At 71.6% G+C, this 16,951-nt stretch carries 16 protein-coding genes and 1 pseudogene; 9 read left to right on the top strand and 8 right to left on the bottom strand.

The window, feature by feature from the left end:
- Window positions 1-392 (bottom strand): annotated as a pseudogene (locus P1P70_RS25235) (hypothetical protein); the annotation flags it as partial.
- A 173-nt stretch (window positions 393-565) separates the two neighbouring features.
- On the opposite strand from P1P70_RS25235, the gene P1P70_RS25240 reads away from it, so the two are divergent.
- From P1P70_RS25240 to P1P70_RS25250, 3 genes are all read left to right on the top strand, one after another.
- Entirely contained in the window at window positions 566-1,948 is a 1,383-nt protein-coding gene (locus P1P70_RS25240) for a peptidase C39 family protein (RefSeq protein ID WP_319241528.1), read from the top strand.
- A 148-nt stretch (window positions 1,949-2,096) separates the two neighbouring features.
- Window positions 2,097-2,243, top strand: coding sequence for an SCO1431 family membrane protein (locus tag P1P70_RS25245; protein WP_107073705.1), 147 nt, complete (start codon window positions 2,097-2,099; stop codon window positions 2,241-2,243).
- Window positions 2,244-2,346: 103 nt separating this feature from the next.
- Window positions 2,347-3,006 (top strand): TetR/AcrR family transcriptional regulator, encoded by a 660-nt coding sequence (locus tag P1P70_RS25250; RefSeq protein WP_319241530.1) that lies wholly within the window; start codon window positions 2,347-2,349, stop codon window positions 3,004-3,006.
- Window positions 3,007-3,084: 78 nt separating this feature from the next.
- Here P1P70_RS25250 and P1P70_RS25255 read toward each other — a convergent pair whose 3' ends face one another.
- Complete coding sequence (locus P1P70_RS25255) at window positions 3,085-4,332, bottom strand: glycoside hydrolase family 18 protein (protein ID WP_319241532.1); 1,248 nt, start codon at window positions 4,330-4,332, stop codon at window positions 3,085-3,087.
- Between the two features lie 355 nt (window positions 4,333-4,687).
- Here P1P70_RS25255 and P1P70_RS25260 point away from each other — a divergent pair, with 355 nt between their 5' ends.
- Window positions 4,688-5,866 carry an acyl-CoA dehydrogenase family protein gene (locus P1P70_RS25260; protein WP_319241534.1) on the top strand — a complete coding sequence of 393 codons (1,179 nt, stop codon included), beginning with the start codon at window positions 4,688-4,690 and terminating at the stop codon, window positions 5,864-5,866.
- On the opposite strand, the gene P1P70_RS25265 is transcribed toward P1P70_RS25260, so the two are convergent.
- Complete coding sequence (locus P1P70_RS25265; RefSeq protein WP_319241536.1) at window positions 5,829-6,128, bottom strand: hypothetical protein; 300 nt, start codon at window positions 6,126-6,128, stop codon at window positions 5,829-5,831. The two genes, P1P70_RS25260 and P1P70_RS25265, sit on opposite strands and share 38 nt — an antisense overlap.
- 133 nt (window positions 6,129-6,261) lie before the next feature.
- Window positions 6,262-6,720, bottom strand: coding sequence for a hypothetical protein (locus P1P70_RS25270; RefSeq protein WP_319241538.1), 459 nt, complete (start codon window positions 6,718-6,720; stop codon window positions 6,262-6,264).
- Window positions 6,721-6,988: 268 nt separating this feature from the next.
- On the opposite strand from P1P70_RS25270, the gene P1P70_RS25275 reads away from it, so the two are divergent.
- The 4 genes from P1P70_RS25275 to fxsA all read left to right on the top strand — a co-directional run bounded on the left by P1P70_RS25275 (window position 6,989) and on the right by fxsA (window position 11,317).
- A complete protein-coding gene (locus P1P70_RS25275; RefSeq protein ID WP_033532524.1) occupies window positions 6,989-7,429 on the top strand; it encodes an Lrp/AsnC family transcriptional regulator in 441 nt (146 codons plus the stop codon).
- A gap of 179 nt (window positions 7,430-7,608) precedes the next feature.
- Window positions 7,609-9,213, top strand: a complete 1,605-nt coding sequence (locus tag P1P70_RS25280; protein WP_319241540.1) for an amidohydrolase — start codon at window positions 7,609-7,611, stop codon at window positions 9,211-9,213.
- 600 nt (window positions 9,214-9,813) lie between these two features.
- Complete coding sequence (locus P1P70_RS25285; protein ID WP_319241542.1) at window positions 9,814-10,686, top strand: polyprenol monophosphomannose synthase; 873 nt, start codon at window positions 9,814-9,816, stop codon at window positions 10,684-10,686.
- A 46-nt stretch (window positions 10,687-10,732) separates the two neighbouring features.
- Window positions 10,733-11,317 carry an FxsA family membrane protein gene (gene fxsA / locus P1P70_RS25290; protein WP_319241544.1) on the top strand — a complete coding sequence of 195 codons (585 nt, stop codon included), beginning with the start codon at window positions 10,733-10,735 and terminating at the stop codon, window positions 11,315-11,317.
- 260 nt (window positions 11,318-11,577) lie between these two features.
- Here fxsA and P1P70_RS25295 read toward each other — a convergent pair whose 3' ends face one another.
- The 4 genes from P1P70_RS25295 to P1P70_RS25310 all read right to left on the bottom strand — a co-directional run bounded on the left by P1P70_RS25295 (window position 11,578) and on the right by P1P70_RS25310 (window position 15,099).
- Window positions 11,578-11,952, bottom strand: coding sequence for an RNA polymerase-binding protein RbpA (locus P1P70_RS25295; RefSeq protein WP_003977404.1), 375 nt, complete (start codon window positions 11,950-11,952; stop codon window positions 11,578-11,580).
- Window positions 11,953-12,218: 266 nt separating this feature from the next.
- Window positions 12,219-13,583 carry an MFS transporter gene (locus tag P1P70_RS25300; RefSeq protein WP_319241546.1) on the bottom strand — a complete coding sequence of 455 codons (1,365 nt, stop codon included), beginning with the start codon at window positions 13,581-13,583 and terminating at the stop codon, window positions 12,219-12,221.
- A gap of 41 nt (window positions 13,584-13,624) precedes the next feature.
- Window positions 13,625-14,392, bottom strand: a complete 768-nt coding sequence (locus tag P1P70_RS25305) for a glycerophosphodiester phosphodiesterase (RefSeq protein WP_319241548.1) — start codon at window positions 14,390-14,392, stop codon at window positions 13,625-13,627.
- Window positions 14,389-15,099, bottom strand: coding sequence for a hypothetical protein (locus P1P70_RS25310; protein WP_319241550.1), 711 nt, complete (start codon window positions 15,097-15,099; stop codon window positions 14,389-14,391). Before P1P70_RS25310 ends, P1P70_RS25305 begins: the two co-directional genes overlap by 4 nt.
- Window positions 15,100-15,197: 98 nt before the next feature.
- Between P1P70_RS25310 and P1P70_RS25315 the strand changes: the two genes are divergently transcribed.
- On the top strand, window positions 15,198-16,697 hold the full coding sequence (locus tag P1P70_RS25315) for a PLP-dependent aminotransferase family protein (RefSeq protein WP_319241552.1): 1,500 nt from the start codon (window positions 15,198-15,200) through the stop codon (window positions 16,695-16,697).
- The last annotated feature ends 254 nt before the right edge of the window (window positions 16,698-16,951 follow it).

A 16,951-nucleotide genomic window follows, 5' to 3' on the forward strand; every position in this document is an offset into this window, starting at 1 on the left:
AGATGCGGCCGCAACACCCGCCGACCCGCCCCCACCCCCTCGACGACGACCACGGGCGCGCTCGGCAGCACACGCGCCGGGCCGAAGGCGCGCCCACGCCAGTCGTAGGGGACGTAGCGCGCGCTCCGCCCGCGGCGCAGCGGTTCGATCACCTGCTCCAGCAGGCGATCCGTCCACGCGAACAGTTCCTCGTGCGTCGCGATGTCGTCGAGGTGCAGCACGGGGGCGCCACCGAGCGCGTCGGCCAGCCGCCCCGCGAAGGTGCTCTTCCCGGAACCGGCGTGCCCGTCGACCCCGACCAGCCGGACCGGCCCGCACGACGGCGGCAGCCGCCGCAGCCGGGCGGCGAGATCGTCGACGGCGGGGTCCACGGGGGCGGGGAAGTCACGCATACGTGGATTGAAACACCGTGCCGCGCGGCCACGGATACGCCACTGGTGTCGACCAATATTGGCGGGCGTGGCGTGGCGCGCGGTGCTGGCAGAAGTCGTTCCCCGACGGTCATAGTGGGCGAACAGCCGTGCGTCTGAACCGTTCCTTCCGGACCACTGGGGGTCACCCGCAGATGACGAGCCTCTCCGAGCCGTCCCGCAGGACCGTCCTGACCGCAGCCGTCGCCACCGCCGCCGCCGCGGCCGGGGGAGCGCCGAGCCAGGCGGTCGCGGACACCAAGAGCGGCCGGGGCGCACCCCCGGTCCGCCCCGCGCGAGCACCGGAACGCTCCACCGACTACCGCGCCTGGACCTCGTACGCCGACTGGTGCTCGGGCAGCGCCCGGGGCACCGTGGCGAAGGCGGGGACGCGCCCGGGGCTGGTGATCGGCACACCGCTCGGGACCGCCGACTACACCGACCCGCACACCGGGCGTACGGCCGCCTGGGAGTACGCGACCTGGACCTCCCCGGTGCACCCGCTCACGGTGCCCGCCACCGAGGCCGTCGCCTCCTGGAACGCGCACACCCCCGACGGCACCTGGATCGGGATCGAGCTCAAGGGCACGTACTCCGACGGCACCGACACGCCCTGGTACGTCCTCGGCCGATGGGCGGCAGGTGACCGGGACATCAGACGCACCTCCGTCGACGGTCAGAAGGACGGCAGGAGCAGCGTCTGGACGGACACCTTCGCGATCGACGACCCGGCGACCGGCCTGCGCCTCGCTTCGTACCGGCTGCGCCTGACCCTGTACCGCACGCCCGGCACCCGGCTCACCCCCACGGTCTGGCGCCTCGGCGCGATGGGCTCCGACGTCCCCGACCGCTTCACCGTCCCCGCCTCGACGCCCGGGATCGCACGGGAACTGAACGTCCCGCGCTATTCGCAGGAGACCCACAAGGGCCAGTACCCCGAGTACGACAACGGCGGCGAGGCCTGGTGCAGCCCCACCTCCTCGCAGATGGTCATAGAGTTCTGGGGCCGGAAGCCCACCGCCGCCGACCTGGCCTGGGTCGACCCGGCGTTCGCGGACCCGCAGGTGTGCCACGCGGCGCGGTTCACCTTCGACTACCAGTACGAGGGCTGCGGCAACTGGCCCTTCAACGCCGCGTACGCCGCCACCTACCAGGACCTCCAGGGCGTGGTGACCCGGCTGGGCTCGCTCACCGACCTGGAGACCCTGATCGCGGCGGGCATCCCGGCGATCACCTCCCAGTCGTTCCTCGCGGAGGAGCTGACGGGCGCGGGGTACGGCACCTCCGGGCACCTGATGACGGTGATCGGCTTCACCGCCGACGGCGACGTCATCGCCAACGACCCGAACTCCCCGACCAACGAGGCGGTGCGCCGGGTCTACCGACGGCGCGAGTGGGAGAACATCTGGCTGCGGACCAAGCGGTACAACGCCGCCGGCAAGGTCGTCTCCGGCACCGGCGGCGTCTGCTACCTGTACTTCCCGGCGCGGCCGACGGCCCGCCAGCGCGCGGCGCTCGCGGCGGTGGGCATCCGCTGACACGGCGGACCGTGCGGCGCGGCCCCCGGGCGACCGGGGGCCGCGCCGATGTGTGACCAAGGTCTCGGCCGCGAACCGCCCAAGCGGTGGCAAGGTGGACGCGGCGGTGGGGGAGCCCACCGCTTACCGATCACACCAGCGAGCTGCCATGACCGCGACCTCCGCCACCGCCACCCGCGTCCGGACCCGCACGGGCGGGCCCGAGGACGACGGCCCGAAGATCGTCGAGCACGTGATGGGCTGGACCCTGGTCGTGGTCGTCGCGATGCTGGTGGCCCAGCTGGGTCTGCTGTGACCTGAGCCGCCGGTCGATTCTGTCGATCAGAGTCGAACAAGCTGGTGGTGAGGGTCTGCGATACTGCGGTTGTCCCGCTGGCAGTTGGAGACCAGGACCGAAATTGAATAGCAGTCAACAGCGTGGAGTCGAGCCGCCGCGGGCTCGTGGCACCGACCGTTCGCTGGCGCGCCGCGCCGAACTCATCTCCATCGGGCGCAAGTTGTTCGCCGACACGTCGTACGACACGTTGTCCATGGACGACATCGCACGCCAGGCGCACGTGGCCAAGGGACTGATCTACTACTACTTCAAGTCCAAGCGCGGCTACTACCTCGCGATCGTCGAGGACTCGGTGGCCGATCTGATCACCTTCGCGGCGAGCGGACTCCAACTGCCGCCCGTGGAACGGGTGCACCGGACCATAGACTGCTATCTCCGGTACGCGGAGGACAACCAGGCCGCCTACCGCACGATCGTCAGTGGCGGGGTCGGCTTCGACACCCAGGTACACGCCATCCGGGACGGCGTCCGGGAGGCGATCGTCGCCACCGTCGCCGAGGGCGCGTACGGCAGGACCGACATCGAACCGGTCGCCCGCATGGGCCTGTTCGGCTGGGTCTGCGCCGTCGAGGGCGCCACCCTCGACTGGATCGCCCGCCCTGAACTGCCCCGCGACACCATGCGCGATCTGCTCGTCAAGATGCTGGGCGGCTCGCTGCGCGCCATCGAGGAACTCGCCCCGGCGTATCTCGCGCCGGAGCCGGCCCGCCGGGACGTCTGAGACCGAGCAGCCGCGTGAAACGCACTCGGGGTGGGGGTTTGCCGACCGACCCCCACCCCGAGTCCCCCGTCGTGGCGGTTACTTGATCGCCTTGATCAGCTCACCGTCGGCGGTGTCACCGCTCAGTTCCCAGAAGAAGGTGCCGCCGAGGCCCTGCGCGTGCTTGTACGCCATCTTCCCCTTGATGGTCCGCGGGGTGTCGTAACTCCACCAGTCGTCACCGCACTTGGCGTACGCGGTGCCACCGACGATCCCGTTGGCCGGGCACGTCTTCTTGAGCACCTTGTAGTCCTCGTAGCCCGCCTCGTACGTCCCCGCCGCCGGGCCGGTCGCCGTGCCGCCGGGCGCCGACTGCGTGACGCCGGTCCAGCCGCGGCCGTAGAAGCCGATGCCGAGCAGCAGCTTGGAGGACGGGATGCCGAGGCTCTTCAGCTTCTGAATGGTGGCGGCGGTGTTGAAGTGCTTGTCGGCGATGCCCGGGTACGGATACAGCGGCGAGTGCGGGGCGGTGGTCGAGTCCCACGAGCCGAAGTAGTCGTAGGTCATCGGGTTGTACCAGTCGACGTACTTGGCGGCGCCCGCGTAGTCCGCCGCGTCGATCTTGCCGCCGGGCTTGGCGTCGGCCGTGATCGCCGCGGTGACGAGCTCCTTCTTGCCGAATCGTTTGCGCAGTGCGGCCATCAGGTCCTCGAAGGCCTCACTGCCGCTGGTGTCGCAGGTGAGTCCGCAGGCGTTGGGGTACTCCCAGTCGATGTCGATCCCGTCGAAGACGTCCTTCCAGCGGGAGTTCTCGACGAGGTCGTAGCAGGAGTTCGCGAAGGCCTCCGGGTCCTTGGCCGCCTCGCCGAAGCCGCCGGACCAGGTCCAGCCGCCGAACGACCAGACGATCTTGAGCTTCGGGTGCAGCTTCTTCAACTTGAGCAGCTGGTTGAAGTTGCCGCTCAGCGGCTGGTCCGCGGTGTCCGCGACGCCGTCCACGGACTCCTCGGCGGTGAAGGGCTTGTCGGTGTCGGCCCAGGCGTCGCCGAGAGCGCACTTGCCGTGGACGACGTTGCCGAAGGCGTAGTTGATGTGCGTGAGCTTCTTCGCCGCGCCGGACGTCTCGATGTTCTTGACGTAGTACTTCCGGTCGTAGATCCCCCAGTCGATGAAGTAGCCGACGACCTTGGACGGGGCCGCGCCGGGGGTGCGGTGCTGGGAGCCGGGCTGCGCGGAGGTGGCGGTCGCGGTGCCCGCTCCGGCGAGGAGTCCGGCGCCGAGGGCGGCGCAACACGTGGCGGTGACAAGCGTCCTGACGGGGACGCGGGGGTTGTGCGGTCTGAGCATCGTGACTCCGGGGGAGGGGAGCGAGGCGGGGAGGGTGCTGCCTGGACCTGCTGTGCCGAGAGGCGTGAACGCGGTGTCGCGTTGATGGGGGAGAACGTAGAGGACTAGACCACTAGGGTCAATGGTTCGGACCAATTCGGGTCGGGGCGCGGCGCACCTCGCAGGTGTCCGAATGAACGGTCGTTAACCGGTGATTCGCTGCTCCGGATCGGGCATACTCCCAACGCCACCGCCGCTGATCAGCGGCTTCCGTGATCCGGAGGAGGACCATCGGCTGTGGCACGTGAGACCCGGCGGCACCACCACACCCCGGTGTGTGTGCGCCGCAGTGCCCGACAGGGAGGAGGGCGTCGCCATGCCCGACCGCGCCGCGCAGCCGGTGGACCGTCAACTGCCCACGGAAGAGGCCCGGGATCTGATCTCGCTCGTCCGCGAGATCGCGCAGCGGGAGATCGTCCCGCACGCGGCCGAGGAGGAGGACGCCGGCCGCTTCCCCCGCGCACTCTTCGTCCTGCTCTCCGAGTCGGGACTGCTCGGCCTGCCGTACGACGCGGCACACGGCGGCGGCGACCAGCCGTACGAGGTCTATCTGCAGGCGCTGGAAGAGCTGGCCATGGCCCGTCTCACCGTCGGCCTCGGGGCCAGCGTCCACACCCTCGCCTGCCACGCCCTCGCCAACTACGGCACCAAGGAGCAGCAGGCCGAGCGGCTGCCGGCGATGCTCGGCGGCCGTCTTCTCGGCGCGTACTGCCTCTCCGAGCCCTCGTCCGGCTCGGACGCCGCGTCCCTGCGGACCAGAGCGGTACGGGACGGCGAAGACTGGGTGATCAGCGGCACCAAGGCCTGGATCACCCATGGCGGCATCGCGGACTTCTACACGGTGATGGCCCGCACGGGCGGCGAGGGCTCCGGTTCCCGGGGCATCACGGCCTTCCTGGTGCCGGGTGACGCCGAGGGGCTGAGCGCCGCGGCACCCGAGAGGAAGATGGGCATGAAGGGCTCACCCACCGCACAGCTCCACTTCGACGGGGTGCGGGTCGCCGACAGCCGGCGGATCGGCGAGGAGGGTCAGGGCTTCGCGATCGCCCTGTCCGCGCTCGACTCCGGACGGCTCGGCATCGCCGCCTGCGCGATCGGCGTGGCCCAGGCGGCACTGGACGAAGCGGTCGCCTACGCCACCGGGCGGCGGCAGTTCGGACGGCCGATCTCCGACTTCCAGGGGCTGCGCTTCATGCTCGCGGACATGGCGACCCAGGTGGAGGCGGGCCGCGCGCTCTACCTCTCCGCAGCACGGCTGCGCGACGCGGGCAGGCCGTTCTCCAAGCAGGCGGCCATGGCGAAGCTGCTGTGCACCGACGCCGCGATGAAGGTCACCACGGATGCCGTCCAGATCCTCGGCGGGTACGGCTACACGGCGGATTTCCCCGCCGAGCGGTACATGCGCGAGGCCAAGGTGCTCCAGATCGTCGAGGGCACCAATCAGATCCAGCGCATGGTCATCGCCCGCCACCTCGCGGGGCCCGAGTCACGCTGAACGAACCACGGAAGAAGTCGGGCGCCGCGAACGGGTCCGTGGGGGTGCCGAACTGGTCGAGGCCGCCCGGCGGTGTCACCAGCCGCACCCACTCCGGGTCGTGACGCCCCGGCAGGGTGCGGCCCCGGTCGGCCCAAGTCCGCAGCAGAGCCCGGTAGATGGGCGGGTCCTGTTGCTGGGCCGACCCTTGCGGAAGCGATTCTGCCGAAGCCGGCACGAAGATGTGACGCCGACTCCCGGTCACCGAAAAAGTTGGGGTCATACCGGGCCAACGCGCACGAGGGCGAGCCGGTCACCGTTCCCGGGAATCGTGTCTGAGTTCGCGCCGGAACCGAACGGGGCAGGACGGGCCTGCCCGCCGGGCGCGGAGGCGCCGGGCCCGACCGGGCCCGGAATCAGGCGGCTTGGCGCTGATCGGCCTGGCGCGGCTCGGGCTGCTGACGCCGCATCACCGGAACGCGCATAGGACGCGAGCCCGGGCCGCCGACGTGCGAGAAGGGCTGGGTCCGCCAGTCGAGGCCCTGAGGGAGTGTCAACAGAAGCGCGGTGTCCTGCTCCTGCGGCTCGACGGACTCGTCCGCCGACCGGGCCTCGCTCGCCGAACGGCCGGTGCCTGCGCAGGCCGTGAGCCCGAACGGGTTCCATGGCGACACGACGCGTGCGTGCTCGGGCAGGCTGTCCTCCTCGGACAGCAGGGCGATGGGCTGAGCGCAGTCCGGGCAGATCACCCGGTACATCTCGAAGGCGTCGTACGCGTCGAACTCGTCGTCCGGTTCGACGCCCTCCGGCTCGGGCTCGATGACCGCCTGGAGCCGCTTGGGCACGGTGCGACCAGGGCGCTTAAGACTCTGCATGGGATTCTCCCCCTCGGGCTGGGCCGTGAAGGCACTGCGGCCTCGACCACAGCAAGCACTTCCCGTCCCGTCTCCGAGGTAATCACGAGATCATCACGAAGCCTGTTCGGGTGCTGTGGTCTTCGTCACATGCCGCTCGCAGGTGCCCCACATGGTCCGACTGTCACCCGTATGGCTCACAGGTGGCTCTCAAGCACATCACGAACCGGGCATGACCTGCGCCGCTCAGGTATCGGAGGAGATCAACCGCCCTGTAGGTTCTTGCGCCATGGAGGAGCTGGACCGACAGATCGTGCAGCTGCTCGTCGCGGACGGGCGGATGAGCTACACCGACCTGGGCAAGGCCACGGGCCTGTCCACGTCGGCGGTGCATCAGCGCGTGCGCCGACTCGAGCAGCGTGGCGTCATCCGGGGCTATGCCGCGGTCGTCGACCCGGAGGCCGTCGGGCTGCCGATGACCGCGTTCATCTCGGTCAAACCGTTCGACCCCAGCGCCCCCGACGACATCGCCGAACGCCTTGCCGGTGTCCCGGAGATCGAGGCCTGCCACAGCGTCGCCGGCGACGAGAACTACATCCTCAAGGTCCGCGTGGCGACCCCGCACGAACTGGAGGAACTGCTGGCGAGGCTGCGGTCGCTGGCCGGCGTCTCGACGCGGACGACGGTCGTCCTGTCCACGCCGTACGAGGCGAGGCCCCCGAGGATCTGAGCGGCGCGGCGGGCCGGCGCGGTCCGCGCCCGCCGCCGACTTCCCTCCGCTGCTTGCTGCTCACCGCTGTGGGCAATAGTTCCGCAGGGCGGAGCGGGCGGGCACAGCCGACAGCGCCTGGCGCCTCGAAACACCGGCCCAAGTACATCGCGGCGGCCCGCACACGCGAAACTGTCCCCATGAGTGATCGCACCGCCCCGTCGGACACCGTGCTGCTCCGCGGTGGAGAAGTCCACAGCCCCGCCGACCCGTTCGCCACCGCGATGGTCGTGGAGCACGGCCAGATCGCCTGGGTCGGCTCCGAGGGCGCCGCCGACGCCTTCGCGGCCGGCGTCGACAAGGTGGTCGACCTCGAAGGCGCCCTGGTCACACCGGCCTTCACCGACGCCCATGTGCACACCACGGCCACCGGTCTCGCACTCACCGGCCTCGACCTCTCCGCCGCCCCCTCCTTGGAGGCCGCGCTCGTTCTCGTACGTGAATTCGCAGCCGCCCGTCCCGCCGACCGTGTCCTCCTCGGCCACGGCTGGGACGCCGCCCGCTGGCCCGGGGGCCGCCCCCCGACCCGCGCCGAACTCGACGAGGCCGTCGGCGGCCGCCCGCTCTACCTGAGCCGGATCGACGTCCACTCCGCGGTCGTCACCACCGCCCTGCTGGACCTGGTCCCGGGCGTCGGCACCGTCGAGGACGGCCCGCTCACCCGCGACGCCCATCACGCGGTCCGCGCCACCGCCCTGGGCGCCATCACCCCCGCCCAGCGCACCGAGGCCCAGCGCGCCGCCCTCGCCCACGCCGCCTCGCTCGGCATCGGCTCGGTCCACGAGTGCGCGGGCCCCGAGATCTCCTCCGAGGACGACTTCACGGGCCTGCTGCGGCTCTCCGCCGAGGAGCCCGGCCCGCGCGTCGTCGGTTACTGGGCGGAGCGCGACGTCGAGAAGGCGCGCGCCCTCGGGGCGGTCGGCGCCGCCGGCGACCTCTTCGTCGACGGCGCCCTCGGCTCGCATACGGCGTGCCTGCACCAGCCGTACGCCGACGCCGCCCACACCGGCACGGCCTACCTGGACGCCGTCGCGGTCGCCGCCCATGTGGTCGCCTGCACCGAAGCGGGCCTCCAGGCGGGCTTCCACGCCATCGGGGACGCCGCGGTGGCCTCCGTGGTCGAAGGGGTGCGGGCGGCGGCCGAGAAAGTCGGCCTGGCCCGGGTGCGGGCGGCCCGGCACCGTGTCGAGCACGCCGAGATGCTCACCCCCGACACCGTCGCCGCCTTTGCCGAACTCGGCCTCACCGCTTCCGTCCAGCCGGCGTTCGACGCGCTGTGGGGCGGGGCGGAGGGCATGTACGCCCAGCGGCTGGGGGCCGACCGTGCCCGCACCCTGAACCCGTTCGCGGCCCTGCTGCGCGCCGGCGTGCCCCTGGCGTTCGGCTCCGACAGCCCGGTCACGCCCCTCGACCCCTGGGGCACCGTCCGCGCGGCGGCCTTTCACCGCACGCCGGAGCACCGGGTCTCCGTGCGCGCCGCGTTCACGGCGCACACCCGGGGCGGCTGGCGGGCGATCGGACGCGACGACGCGGGCGTCCTCGTGCCGGGCGCCCCCGCGGACTACGCGGTGTGGCGCACCGGTGACCTCGTCGTCCAGGCTCCCGACGACCGCGTCGCCCGCTGGTCCACCGACCCCCGTTCCGGCACCCCCGGTCTGCCCGACCTGAGCCCCGGCTCCGACCTGCCCGTCTGTCTGCGGACCGTGGTGGCGGGACGCACGGTTTTCGTACGGCCGGGCGAGTGATCTCCCGGGACGGCGCGCAGCCGATCATGGCCCATCGGCCCGCCGCGCGACCTGCGCATCCTCCCCGCCGACCAGGCATTTGAGGGAATCGCCGCAGGTCAGACGGCGGTTGACAGTCGGCGGCAGGGGGCGGGTAGGTTCTGCCGGGTCCACCACCGGACGTCCGACCGGGGAACTTCCGCGCGGCGTCGGAGCGCCGCTGGGTCAGGGGTGGTGTGCCGCACCGGCGCACCACACTGGGAGCCAGGCCCAGGGCTAGCGCTCCGGCGAGGGAACGTTCCGGCCCGGTCGGGTAGGTGTGACCCGGGTGGGGCCCGGACGTTCAGTAGACAACGGCTTTCGGTCGACCCGCAGCCAGCGGGCCCCAGGTCGGCCCGAAGGGCGCCGGGCCCCCATCCGCAGCGGGCGATTCCCCATTCGCCGCCTCGTCGGTGCGGGGGAGATCTTCTTGCGCTGGCGCACAGGGCCGGATGCTACGCAGAGCGCGCTCCCGCACACCCCCTGTTGAATCCACACCCCTCTGGACACCGGCCGACACTCCATCGCAGGCCGTGGCCACTATGGTGGTCCCCTGCGTACGGAGGACTTGAAGGGGCAGCAGTGAACGACGGCGACGGGACCCTCGCGGCTCAAGGCCAGGAGAGGCGGTTCGGCCCGCTCGGCACGGCCTTGGTGATCATCCCGACCTACAACGAGGCGGAGAACATCAAGGCGATCGTGGGCCGGGTGCGCAAGGCCGTTCCCGACGTGCACGTCCTGGTGGCCGACGACAACAGCCCCGACGGCACCGGCAAGCTCGCCGACGAACTGGCCGTCGAGGACGACCAGGTCCAGGTGCTGCACCGCCAGGGCAAGGAAGGCCTCGGCGCGGCCTACCTCGCGGGCTTCCGCTGGGGCATGGAGAACGGCTACGGCGTCCTCATCGAGATGGACGCCGACGGCTCGCACCAGCCCGAGGAACTGCCCAGGTTGCTCACCGCGCTCAAGGGCGCCGACCTCGTCCTCGGCTCCCGCTGGGTGCCGGGCGGGCGTGTGGTGAACTGGCCGAAGTCCCGCGAGTTCATCTCCCGCGGCGGCAGCCTCTACTCCCGCGTGCTGCTCGACGTGCCCGTTCGTGACGTCACAGGCGGCTACCGGGCGTTCCGCAGCGAGACCCTCGAAGGGCTCGGCCTCGACGAGGTCGCCTCCCAGGGGTACTGCTTCCAGGTCGACCTCGCCCGCCGCGCGGTCAAGGCGGGCTACCACGTCGTCGAGGTGCCCATCACCTTCGTCGAGCGCGAGCTGGGCGACTCCAAGATGAGCCGGGACATCCTCGTCGAGGCGCTGTGGCGGGTCACGGCGTGGGGCGTGGGGGAGCGGGTCGGCAAGGTGCTGGGACGGGACGACAAGCCGGCACGGGACGACAGGGCGTCGGGACGGGATGACAGGGCGTCGGGACAGGACGCGTCGGGACAGGGCGACAAGAAGGCCTGATCATCCTCTTATCCCGTGCTGAGCCCGGTCCAGGCACACTGGGAGCATGACGACTGGCGTTCCGTCCTCGACCCACCCCGCCCGGCCCCGGCGTTCCCGGCTGCGCACGTTCCTGCCGCTGGGCGTCGCCGCGTGGCTGGTGCTGGAGATCTGGCTGCTCACGGTGGTCGCGGGCGCGGCCGGCGGGTTCACGGTCTTCCTGCTGCTCGTCGCCGGGTTCCTCGGCGGCTCCGCCGTGGTCAAGCGGGCCGGGCGGAGGGCGTTCAGGGCACTGTCCGAGACCCTGCAACAGCAGCAGGGGGGTGTGGCCGCTGCGGGGGTCGAGTCCGCCTCCGGTTCAGGCAAGAGCGAGGGCAACGGCTTCCTGATGCTGGGCGGTCTGCTGCTGATGCTGCCGGGGCTGGTTTCGGACGCGGTGGGGCTGGTGCTGCTGATTCCGCCGGTGCAGAGGGCGTTGGGGCGCTATACGGAGCGGACCTTCGAGCGGAAGATCCGTGAGGCGAGTTCTGGTTCTCTCGGGGACGCCTTCCAGCAGGCGCGTATTCATCGGCCCGACGGGAAGGTCGTGCCGGGTGAGGTGATCCGGGACGACGCGCCGCCGGCCGGCCCCTATCCGCCACTGGACCACTGACGGTTTTCTCGCCCCTGCCGCCCTGCCCGTCCCTCCCCCACTCTCGGCTTCGCTCGAGCGGGAGGTGCCCCCACCAAGGGGCTGCGCCCCGGCTTTTTCCAGGCCCGCAGGGCCTGGAGCTTTTAGGGGCGCGGGGAACTGCGAGAAGCCCCACTCACCCGCACCCGACAACGCATGACAAAGACCGCGGGCGCCGTACATGTTCGTACGGCGCCCGCGGTCATCGGTTGCGCTGTGTGTCCGCCTGACCCCCGGAGGGGCTACGCGGACTTGCGGCTGTCTCGCGGATGCACCGCGATGTTCATCGCGCCGGAGCGGAGAACCGCCAGGCGCTCTTCGAGGACCTCTTCGAGTTCCTCACGGGTGCGCCGCTCCATCAGCATGTCCCAATGCGTACGCGCGGGCTTGGCCTTCTTTTCCTCAGGGCCGTCGCCGTCCACAAGGAGTGCCTGGGCCCCGCAGACCTTGCACTCCCACTCCGGCGGAATCTCCGCCTCGACCGAGAAGGGCATCTCGAAGCGGTGCCCCTTCTCGCATGCGTACTCCACGGCCTGGCGCGGAGCCAAGTCGATGCCGCGGTCCGTCTCGTAGCTGGTCACCACGAGGCGCGTGCCGCGAAGAGCTCGCTCACTCATGAATCGTGCCTCCCGGGCTTGTCGCCCACAGGACAGGTGTCGCTGTCGTCGTCATCCGGTCAACGTCCGGTCGGCGGTAAAGATTCCCGTTGCGTGTCCCGTTCCGGGTCATGCGTCGCCGTCGTAGCCGCCCTTGTTGTACCCACCGGCGCCCGGTTTGTCACATCTGACAGCAGATGTCACCCAGCGTTTCGGCATCTTTGACGCGCAGTAACGGTACGCCTGGCAGGCCAAACGCGTACACTACAGCCCTTTCGCTTCCGGCGCTAAATCCTGTCCGGTACGGGATTGCCCGCGTCGTTGATCGCCCGGCGCACCGGAACCCTCGTGAGCAGGGCGAAGCCCAGGACGAAGAAGGCCACCAGCGAGATGATCGCGTCCCGATAACTTCCGGTCAGCTGGTAGGTCACGCCGAACAGCAGCGGACCCAGCCAGCTCATGCCGCGGTCGCTCATCTCGTACGCGGCGAAGTACTCGGCCTCCTTGCCGGGCGGGACGAGGTGGGAGAAGAGGGAGCGGGACAGGGCCTGGCTGCCGCCGAGGACCAGACCGATGCCCGAGGCGAGGACGAAGAACCACAGCGGGGCGCTCGCCGGGAGGAAGTAGCCGGCGGCGAGGATCAGGGTCCAGGCGACCAGGGAGCCGAGGATCGTGCGCTTGGCGCCGTAACGGCGGGAGAGCCGGCCCATGCCGAGGGCGCCGCCCACCGCCAGGACCTGCACCAGCAGCACCGCCACGATGAGCGTGGACTGCTCCAGGTCGAGTTCCTCGGAGCCGTACACCGAGGCCTGGGAGATCACCGTCTGGATGCCGTCGTTGTAGACGAGGTAGGCGAGGAGGAAACTCAGGGTCAGCGGGTGGCGCCGCATGTCACGGACGGTCGCGGCCAGTTGACGCAGCCCCGGGGACGTCGCCCCCTCGGCGCCCGCGGACTCGCCGGCCGGGCGGCGCCGGTCGCGCAGGCGCTTCAGCGGGATCAGGGTGAAGGCGCCCCACCACAGGCCCGCCGAGGCCAGGCAGATGCGGACGGCCATGCCCTCGGAGATGCCGAAGGAGTCGTGGGCGGTGAAGAGGATCAGGTTCGCGACCAGGACCAGGGAGCCTGCCGCGTAGCCGAAGGCCCAACCCCGGGAGGACACGGCGTCGCGTTCCTCGGGCGGGGCGATCTGGGGCAGGTAGGAGTTGTAGAGCATCATCGCCACGGACTGCGCCGCGTTCGCCACGATCAGCAGGAGGCCGCCGAGCAGATAGCGGTCGCCGTCCAGGAAGAACATCCCCGCGGTCGCGGCGGCACCGACATAGGCGGTCGCGGCCAGGAGGGGCTTCTTGCGGCCCGTGCGGTCGGCGGCCGCGCCCACCAGCGGCATGATCACCACGGCGAGGATCACCGACAGGGACACCGAGTACGCGAAGAAGGAACCGGCGCGCACCGGTATGCCCAGCGGATGGACGTAGCCGTCCGGGTCGGCGGCGGACTTGGCGACCTCGGTCAGATAGGGGCCGAGGAACACGGTCAGGACGCTGGTCGAGTAGACGGAGCAGGCCCAGTCGTAGAAGTACCAGCCGCGCTGTTCGCGCCGCCTGCCCGCGGCCTCGTCGGCCTCGTCCGTCCGCACGGTGTCGGTGCCCACCCGTGCCCCTCGCTTCCCCCTGAACGGGCCGCGCGAGGGTGTCAGACCCAGGTCCCGCGGTCCTCAAGCACCTTGCGCAGCGTGTCGATGTGATCGGTCATGATGCCATCGACGCCCAGGTCCAGGAGCCGGTGCATACGTTGCGGTTCGTTCACGGTCCAGACGTGCACCTGCAGCCCGCGCGCGTGAGCCGCGCGCACGAACCGGTGGTCGACCACGGGCACCCCGGCGTGCGACTCGGGCACCTGCGCGGCGACCGCCGAGCGGCGCACCGTGGCGGGGACGCCCCACGACCGCAGCCGCAGCCCCAGCACACCGCTCGTGCCGTACGAGGTGGCCAGGCGCGGACCGGCGAGGCGCTGGGCCCGGGCCACCCGCGACTCGGAGAACGCGCCGACGCAGACCCGGTCCCACGACTGGGTACGGGCGATGAGGTTGAGCAGGGGGTGGAGGGCCGGCTCCGCCTTGACGTCGATGTTCCAGCGGACGTCGGGGAACTCTTCCAGGAGGTCCTCGAAGAGGGGGACCGGCTCGGCGCCGGCCACGCGCGCGTGGCGGATCTCCTTCCACGGCAGGTCGGCCAGCCGGCCGGCCCCGTCGGTCATCCGGTCCAGGGTCGAGTCGTGGAAGGCGACGAGCTTGCCGTCGAGCGTGGCGTGGACATCGGTCTCGATGTAGCGGTAACCCGCCTCCACCGCCCGCCGGAACTGGGCCGTCGTGTTCTCCAGGCCGTCGGCCGCCCCGCCCCGGTGGGCGAAGGCGATCGGGCCCGGGTGGTCGAGGTAGGGGTGGCGTATGAGGGCGGTCACCCGGGAAGTATGGCTCGCTTCGATGGACCGGCGGCAACGACCGTGCTGCCGGATTCCGAGGGCACGGCGAACACGCGCAGGAAGAACTGGGCGAGGGGACCGATGCAGAGGGCGTAGAGCAGGGTGCCCACCCCGACCGTGCCGCCGAGGGCGAAGCCGGTCGCCAGCACCGCCACCTCCACGGCCGTCCGCATCAGCCTCAGCGAGCGGCCGGTACGCCGGTGCAGCCCCGTCATCAGGCCGTCGCGCGGACCCGGGCCGAAGCGGGCCGCGATGTAGAGGCCGGTCGCCGCGCCGTTCAGCACGATCCCGGCGGCCAGCAGGGGGATCCGTACGGCCATGGTGTGCGCCTGGGGCACCAGCGCCAGCGTGGCGTCCATCGCGATGCCCACCACGAAGACGTTGGAGACCGTGCCGAGGCCCGGGCGCTGACGGAGCGGGATCCACAGGAGCAGCACGACCGCGCCCACGACGATCGACACCACACCGATGGTCAGCCCGGTCAGTTCCGCCAGGCCCTGGTGCAGCACGTTCCAGGGCTCCAGGCCGAGGCCCGCCCGTACGAGGAGCGCGGAGCTGGCGCCGTACAGCGCGAGCCCGGTGTAGAGCTGGACCAGCCGGCGGCCCCGGTGCCGCTGTGCGTGCCCCGGCCCGTCCTGCCTCGGGTCCTGCTGTGGCTCGCGCCGCGGCTCGTGCTGTGTGGGCAAGACGTCCCCCTGGTGGTGCCGGTGGCCTGATGCATGACACTCTGTGGCTTGGAGAGAGATGGCATCCATGGCCAATTCGCGGAAGGTGGACTGGAATCATGGCGCAGTGGACTTCAGCGGTGGGTGCGGCGCAGCTCGCGCGGCTGCTCACCTCCCAGCAGGAGCGTCCCGCCGGCCCCGGCACCCGCCGCCCGCCCGCCTACCGCGCGCTCGCCGACGGGATCCGCCTGCTCGTGCTGGAGGGCCGCGTGCCCGTCGCGGCCCGGCTGCCCGCCGAGCGGGAGCTGGCGCTCTCCCTCTCCGTGAGCCGTACGACAGTGGCGGCGGCCTACGAGGCGCTGCGCACCGAGGGGTTCCTGGAGTCCCGGCGGGGAGCGGGCAGTTGGACGGCCGTCCCGGCGGGGAAGCCGTTGCCGGCGCGTGGTCTGGAGCCGCTGCCGCCCGAGGCGCTCGGCTCGATGATCGACCTGGGCTGCGCCGCCCTGCCCGCGCCCGAGCCCTGGCTCACCCGGGCGGTGCAGGGCGCGCTGGAGGAACTGCCGCCCTACGCCCACACGCACGGCGACTACCCGGCCGGGCTGCCCGCCCTGCGCGCCATGCTCGCCGACCGGTACACCGCGCGTGGCATCCCGACGATGCCCGAGCAGATCATGGTCACCACCGGCGCCATGGGCGCCATGGACGCCATCTGCCACCTCTTCGCGGGGCGCGGTGAGCGGATCGCGGTGGAGTCGCCGTCGTACGCCAACATCCTGCAGCTCATGCGGGAGGCCGGGGCGCGGCTGGTGCCGGTCGCCATGGCGGAGGGGCTCGCCGGGTGGGACATGGACCGGTGGCGGCAGGTACTGCGGGACGCGGCGCCCCGACTGGCGTACGTCGTCGCCGACTTCCACAACCCGACCGGGGCGCTCGCCGACGAGGACCGGCGGCGGGGGCTCGTTGACGCGGCTCGGGGCGCCGGGACGGTGCTCGTGGCCGACGAGACGATGAGCGAGCTGTGGCTCGACGACGACGTGGAGATGCCGCGGCCCGTGTGCGCCTTCGATCCGGCGGGGTCCACGGTCATCACGGTCGGATCGGCCAGCAAGGCGTTCTGGGCGGGGATGCGGATCGGGTGGGTGCGGGCGGCGCCGGAGGTGATCCGGAGCCTGGTTGCGGCACGGGCGTACGCGGATCTGGGGACGCCGGTGCTGGAGCAGTTGGCCGTGAACTGGCTGATGAGTACGGGAGGTTGGGCGCAGGCCGTGGGGGTGCGGCGGGAGCAGGCCCGGGAGAACCGGGACGACCTGGTGGCCGCGGTGCGTCGGGAGCTGCCGGACTGGGAGTTCTCGGAGCCGCGGGGTGGGCTGACGCTGTGGGTCCGCACCGGAGGGCTCTCGGGGTCCCGGCTCGCCGAGGTGGGCGAGCGCGTGGGGGTCCGGGTGCCGTCCGGGCCCCGGTTCGGGGTGGACGGGGCGTTCGAGGGGTATGTGCGGCTGCCGTTCACCGTGGGGGGAGCAGTCGCCGAGGAGGCGGCGGTGCGGCTGGCGGCGGCGGCACGGTTGGTGCGGGACGGGGTGTCCGGCGGGGGCGAGGGGCCGCGGACGTTCGTGGCGTGAGGGTGCGGTGGTTGGCAGCCCGGCGGCAGGGGCTGGAAGCCGCGGCTGAGGCGGTGGTGCGCCCGCGCCGAGCCGGGGTGGCGGCTCAGGTCTCCGCCGGGGCTGCCTTGGTGAGGGTGTCTGCGGGGGCTGCCTTGGTGAGGGTGTCTGCCGGGGCTGCCGTGGTCAGGGTGGCCGTCGGGGCTGCCGTGGTCAGGGTGGCCGTCGGGGCTGCCGTGGTCAGGGTGTCCGCCAGGGTCGGGTGGGGTGGGAGG

Source organism: Streptomyces sp. MB09-02B (genome assembly GCF_033794485.1).
Lineage (GTDB): Bacteria > Actinomycetota > Actinomycetes > Streptomycetales > Streptomycetaceae > Streptomyces.

Coding starts and splice junctions, on each gene's coding strand:
- P1P70_RS25245 (WP_107073705.1), top strand. CDS start 2,097: ATGACCGCGACCTCCGCCACCGCCACCCGCGTCCGGACCCGCACGGGC.
- P1P70_RS25275 (WP_033532524.1), top strand. CDS start 6,989: ATGGAGGAGCTGGACCGACAGATCGTGCAGCTGCTCGTCGCGGACGGG.
- P1P70_RS25260 (WP_319241534.1), top strand. CDS start 4,688: ATGCCCGACCGCGCCGCGCAGCCGGTGGACCGTCAACTGCCCACGGAA.
- fxsA (WP_319241544.1), top strand. CDS start 10,733: ATGACGACTGGCGTTCCGTCCTCGACCCACCCCGCCCGGCCCCGGCGT.
- P1P70_RS25265 (WP_319241536.1), bottom strand. CDS start 6,128: ATGACCCCAACTTTTTCGGTGACCGGGAGTCGGCGTCACATCTTCGTG.
- P1P70_RS25295 (WP_003977404.1), bottom strand. CDS start 11,952: ATGAGTGAGCGAGCTCTTCGCGGCACGCGCCTCGTGGTGACCAGCTAC.
- P1P70_RS25280 (WP_319241540.1), top strand. CDS start 7,609: ATGAGTGATCGCACCGCCCCGTCGGACACCGTGCTGCTCCGCGGTGGA.
- P1P70_RS25270 (WP_319241538.1), bottom strand. CDS start 6,720: ATGCAGAGTCTTAAGCGCCCTGGTCGCACCGTGCCCAAGCGGCTCCAG.
- P1P70_RS25240 (WP_319241528.1), top strand. CDS start 566: ATGACGAGCCTCTCCGAGCCGTCCCGCAGGACCGTCCTGACCGCAGCC.
- P1P70_RS25315 (WP_319241552.1), top strand. CDS start 15,198: ATGGCGCAGTGGACTTCAGCGGTGGGTGCGGCGCAGCTCGCGCGGCTG.
- P1P70_RS25255 (WP_319241532.1), bottom strand. CDS start 4,332: ATGCTCAGACCGCACAACCCCCGCGTCCCCGTCAGGACGCTTGTCACC.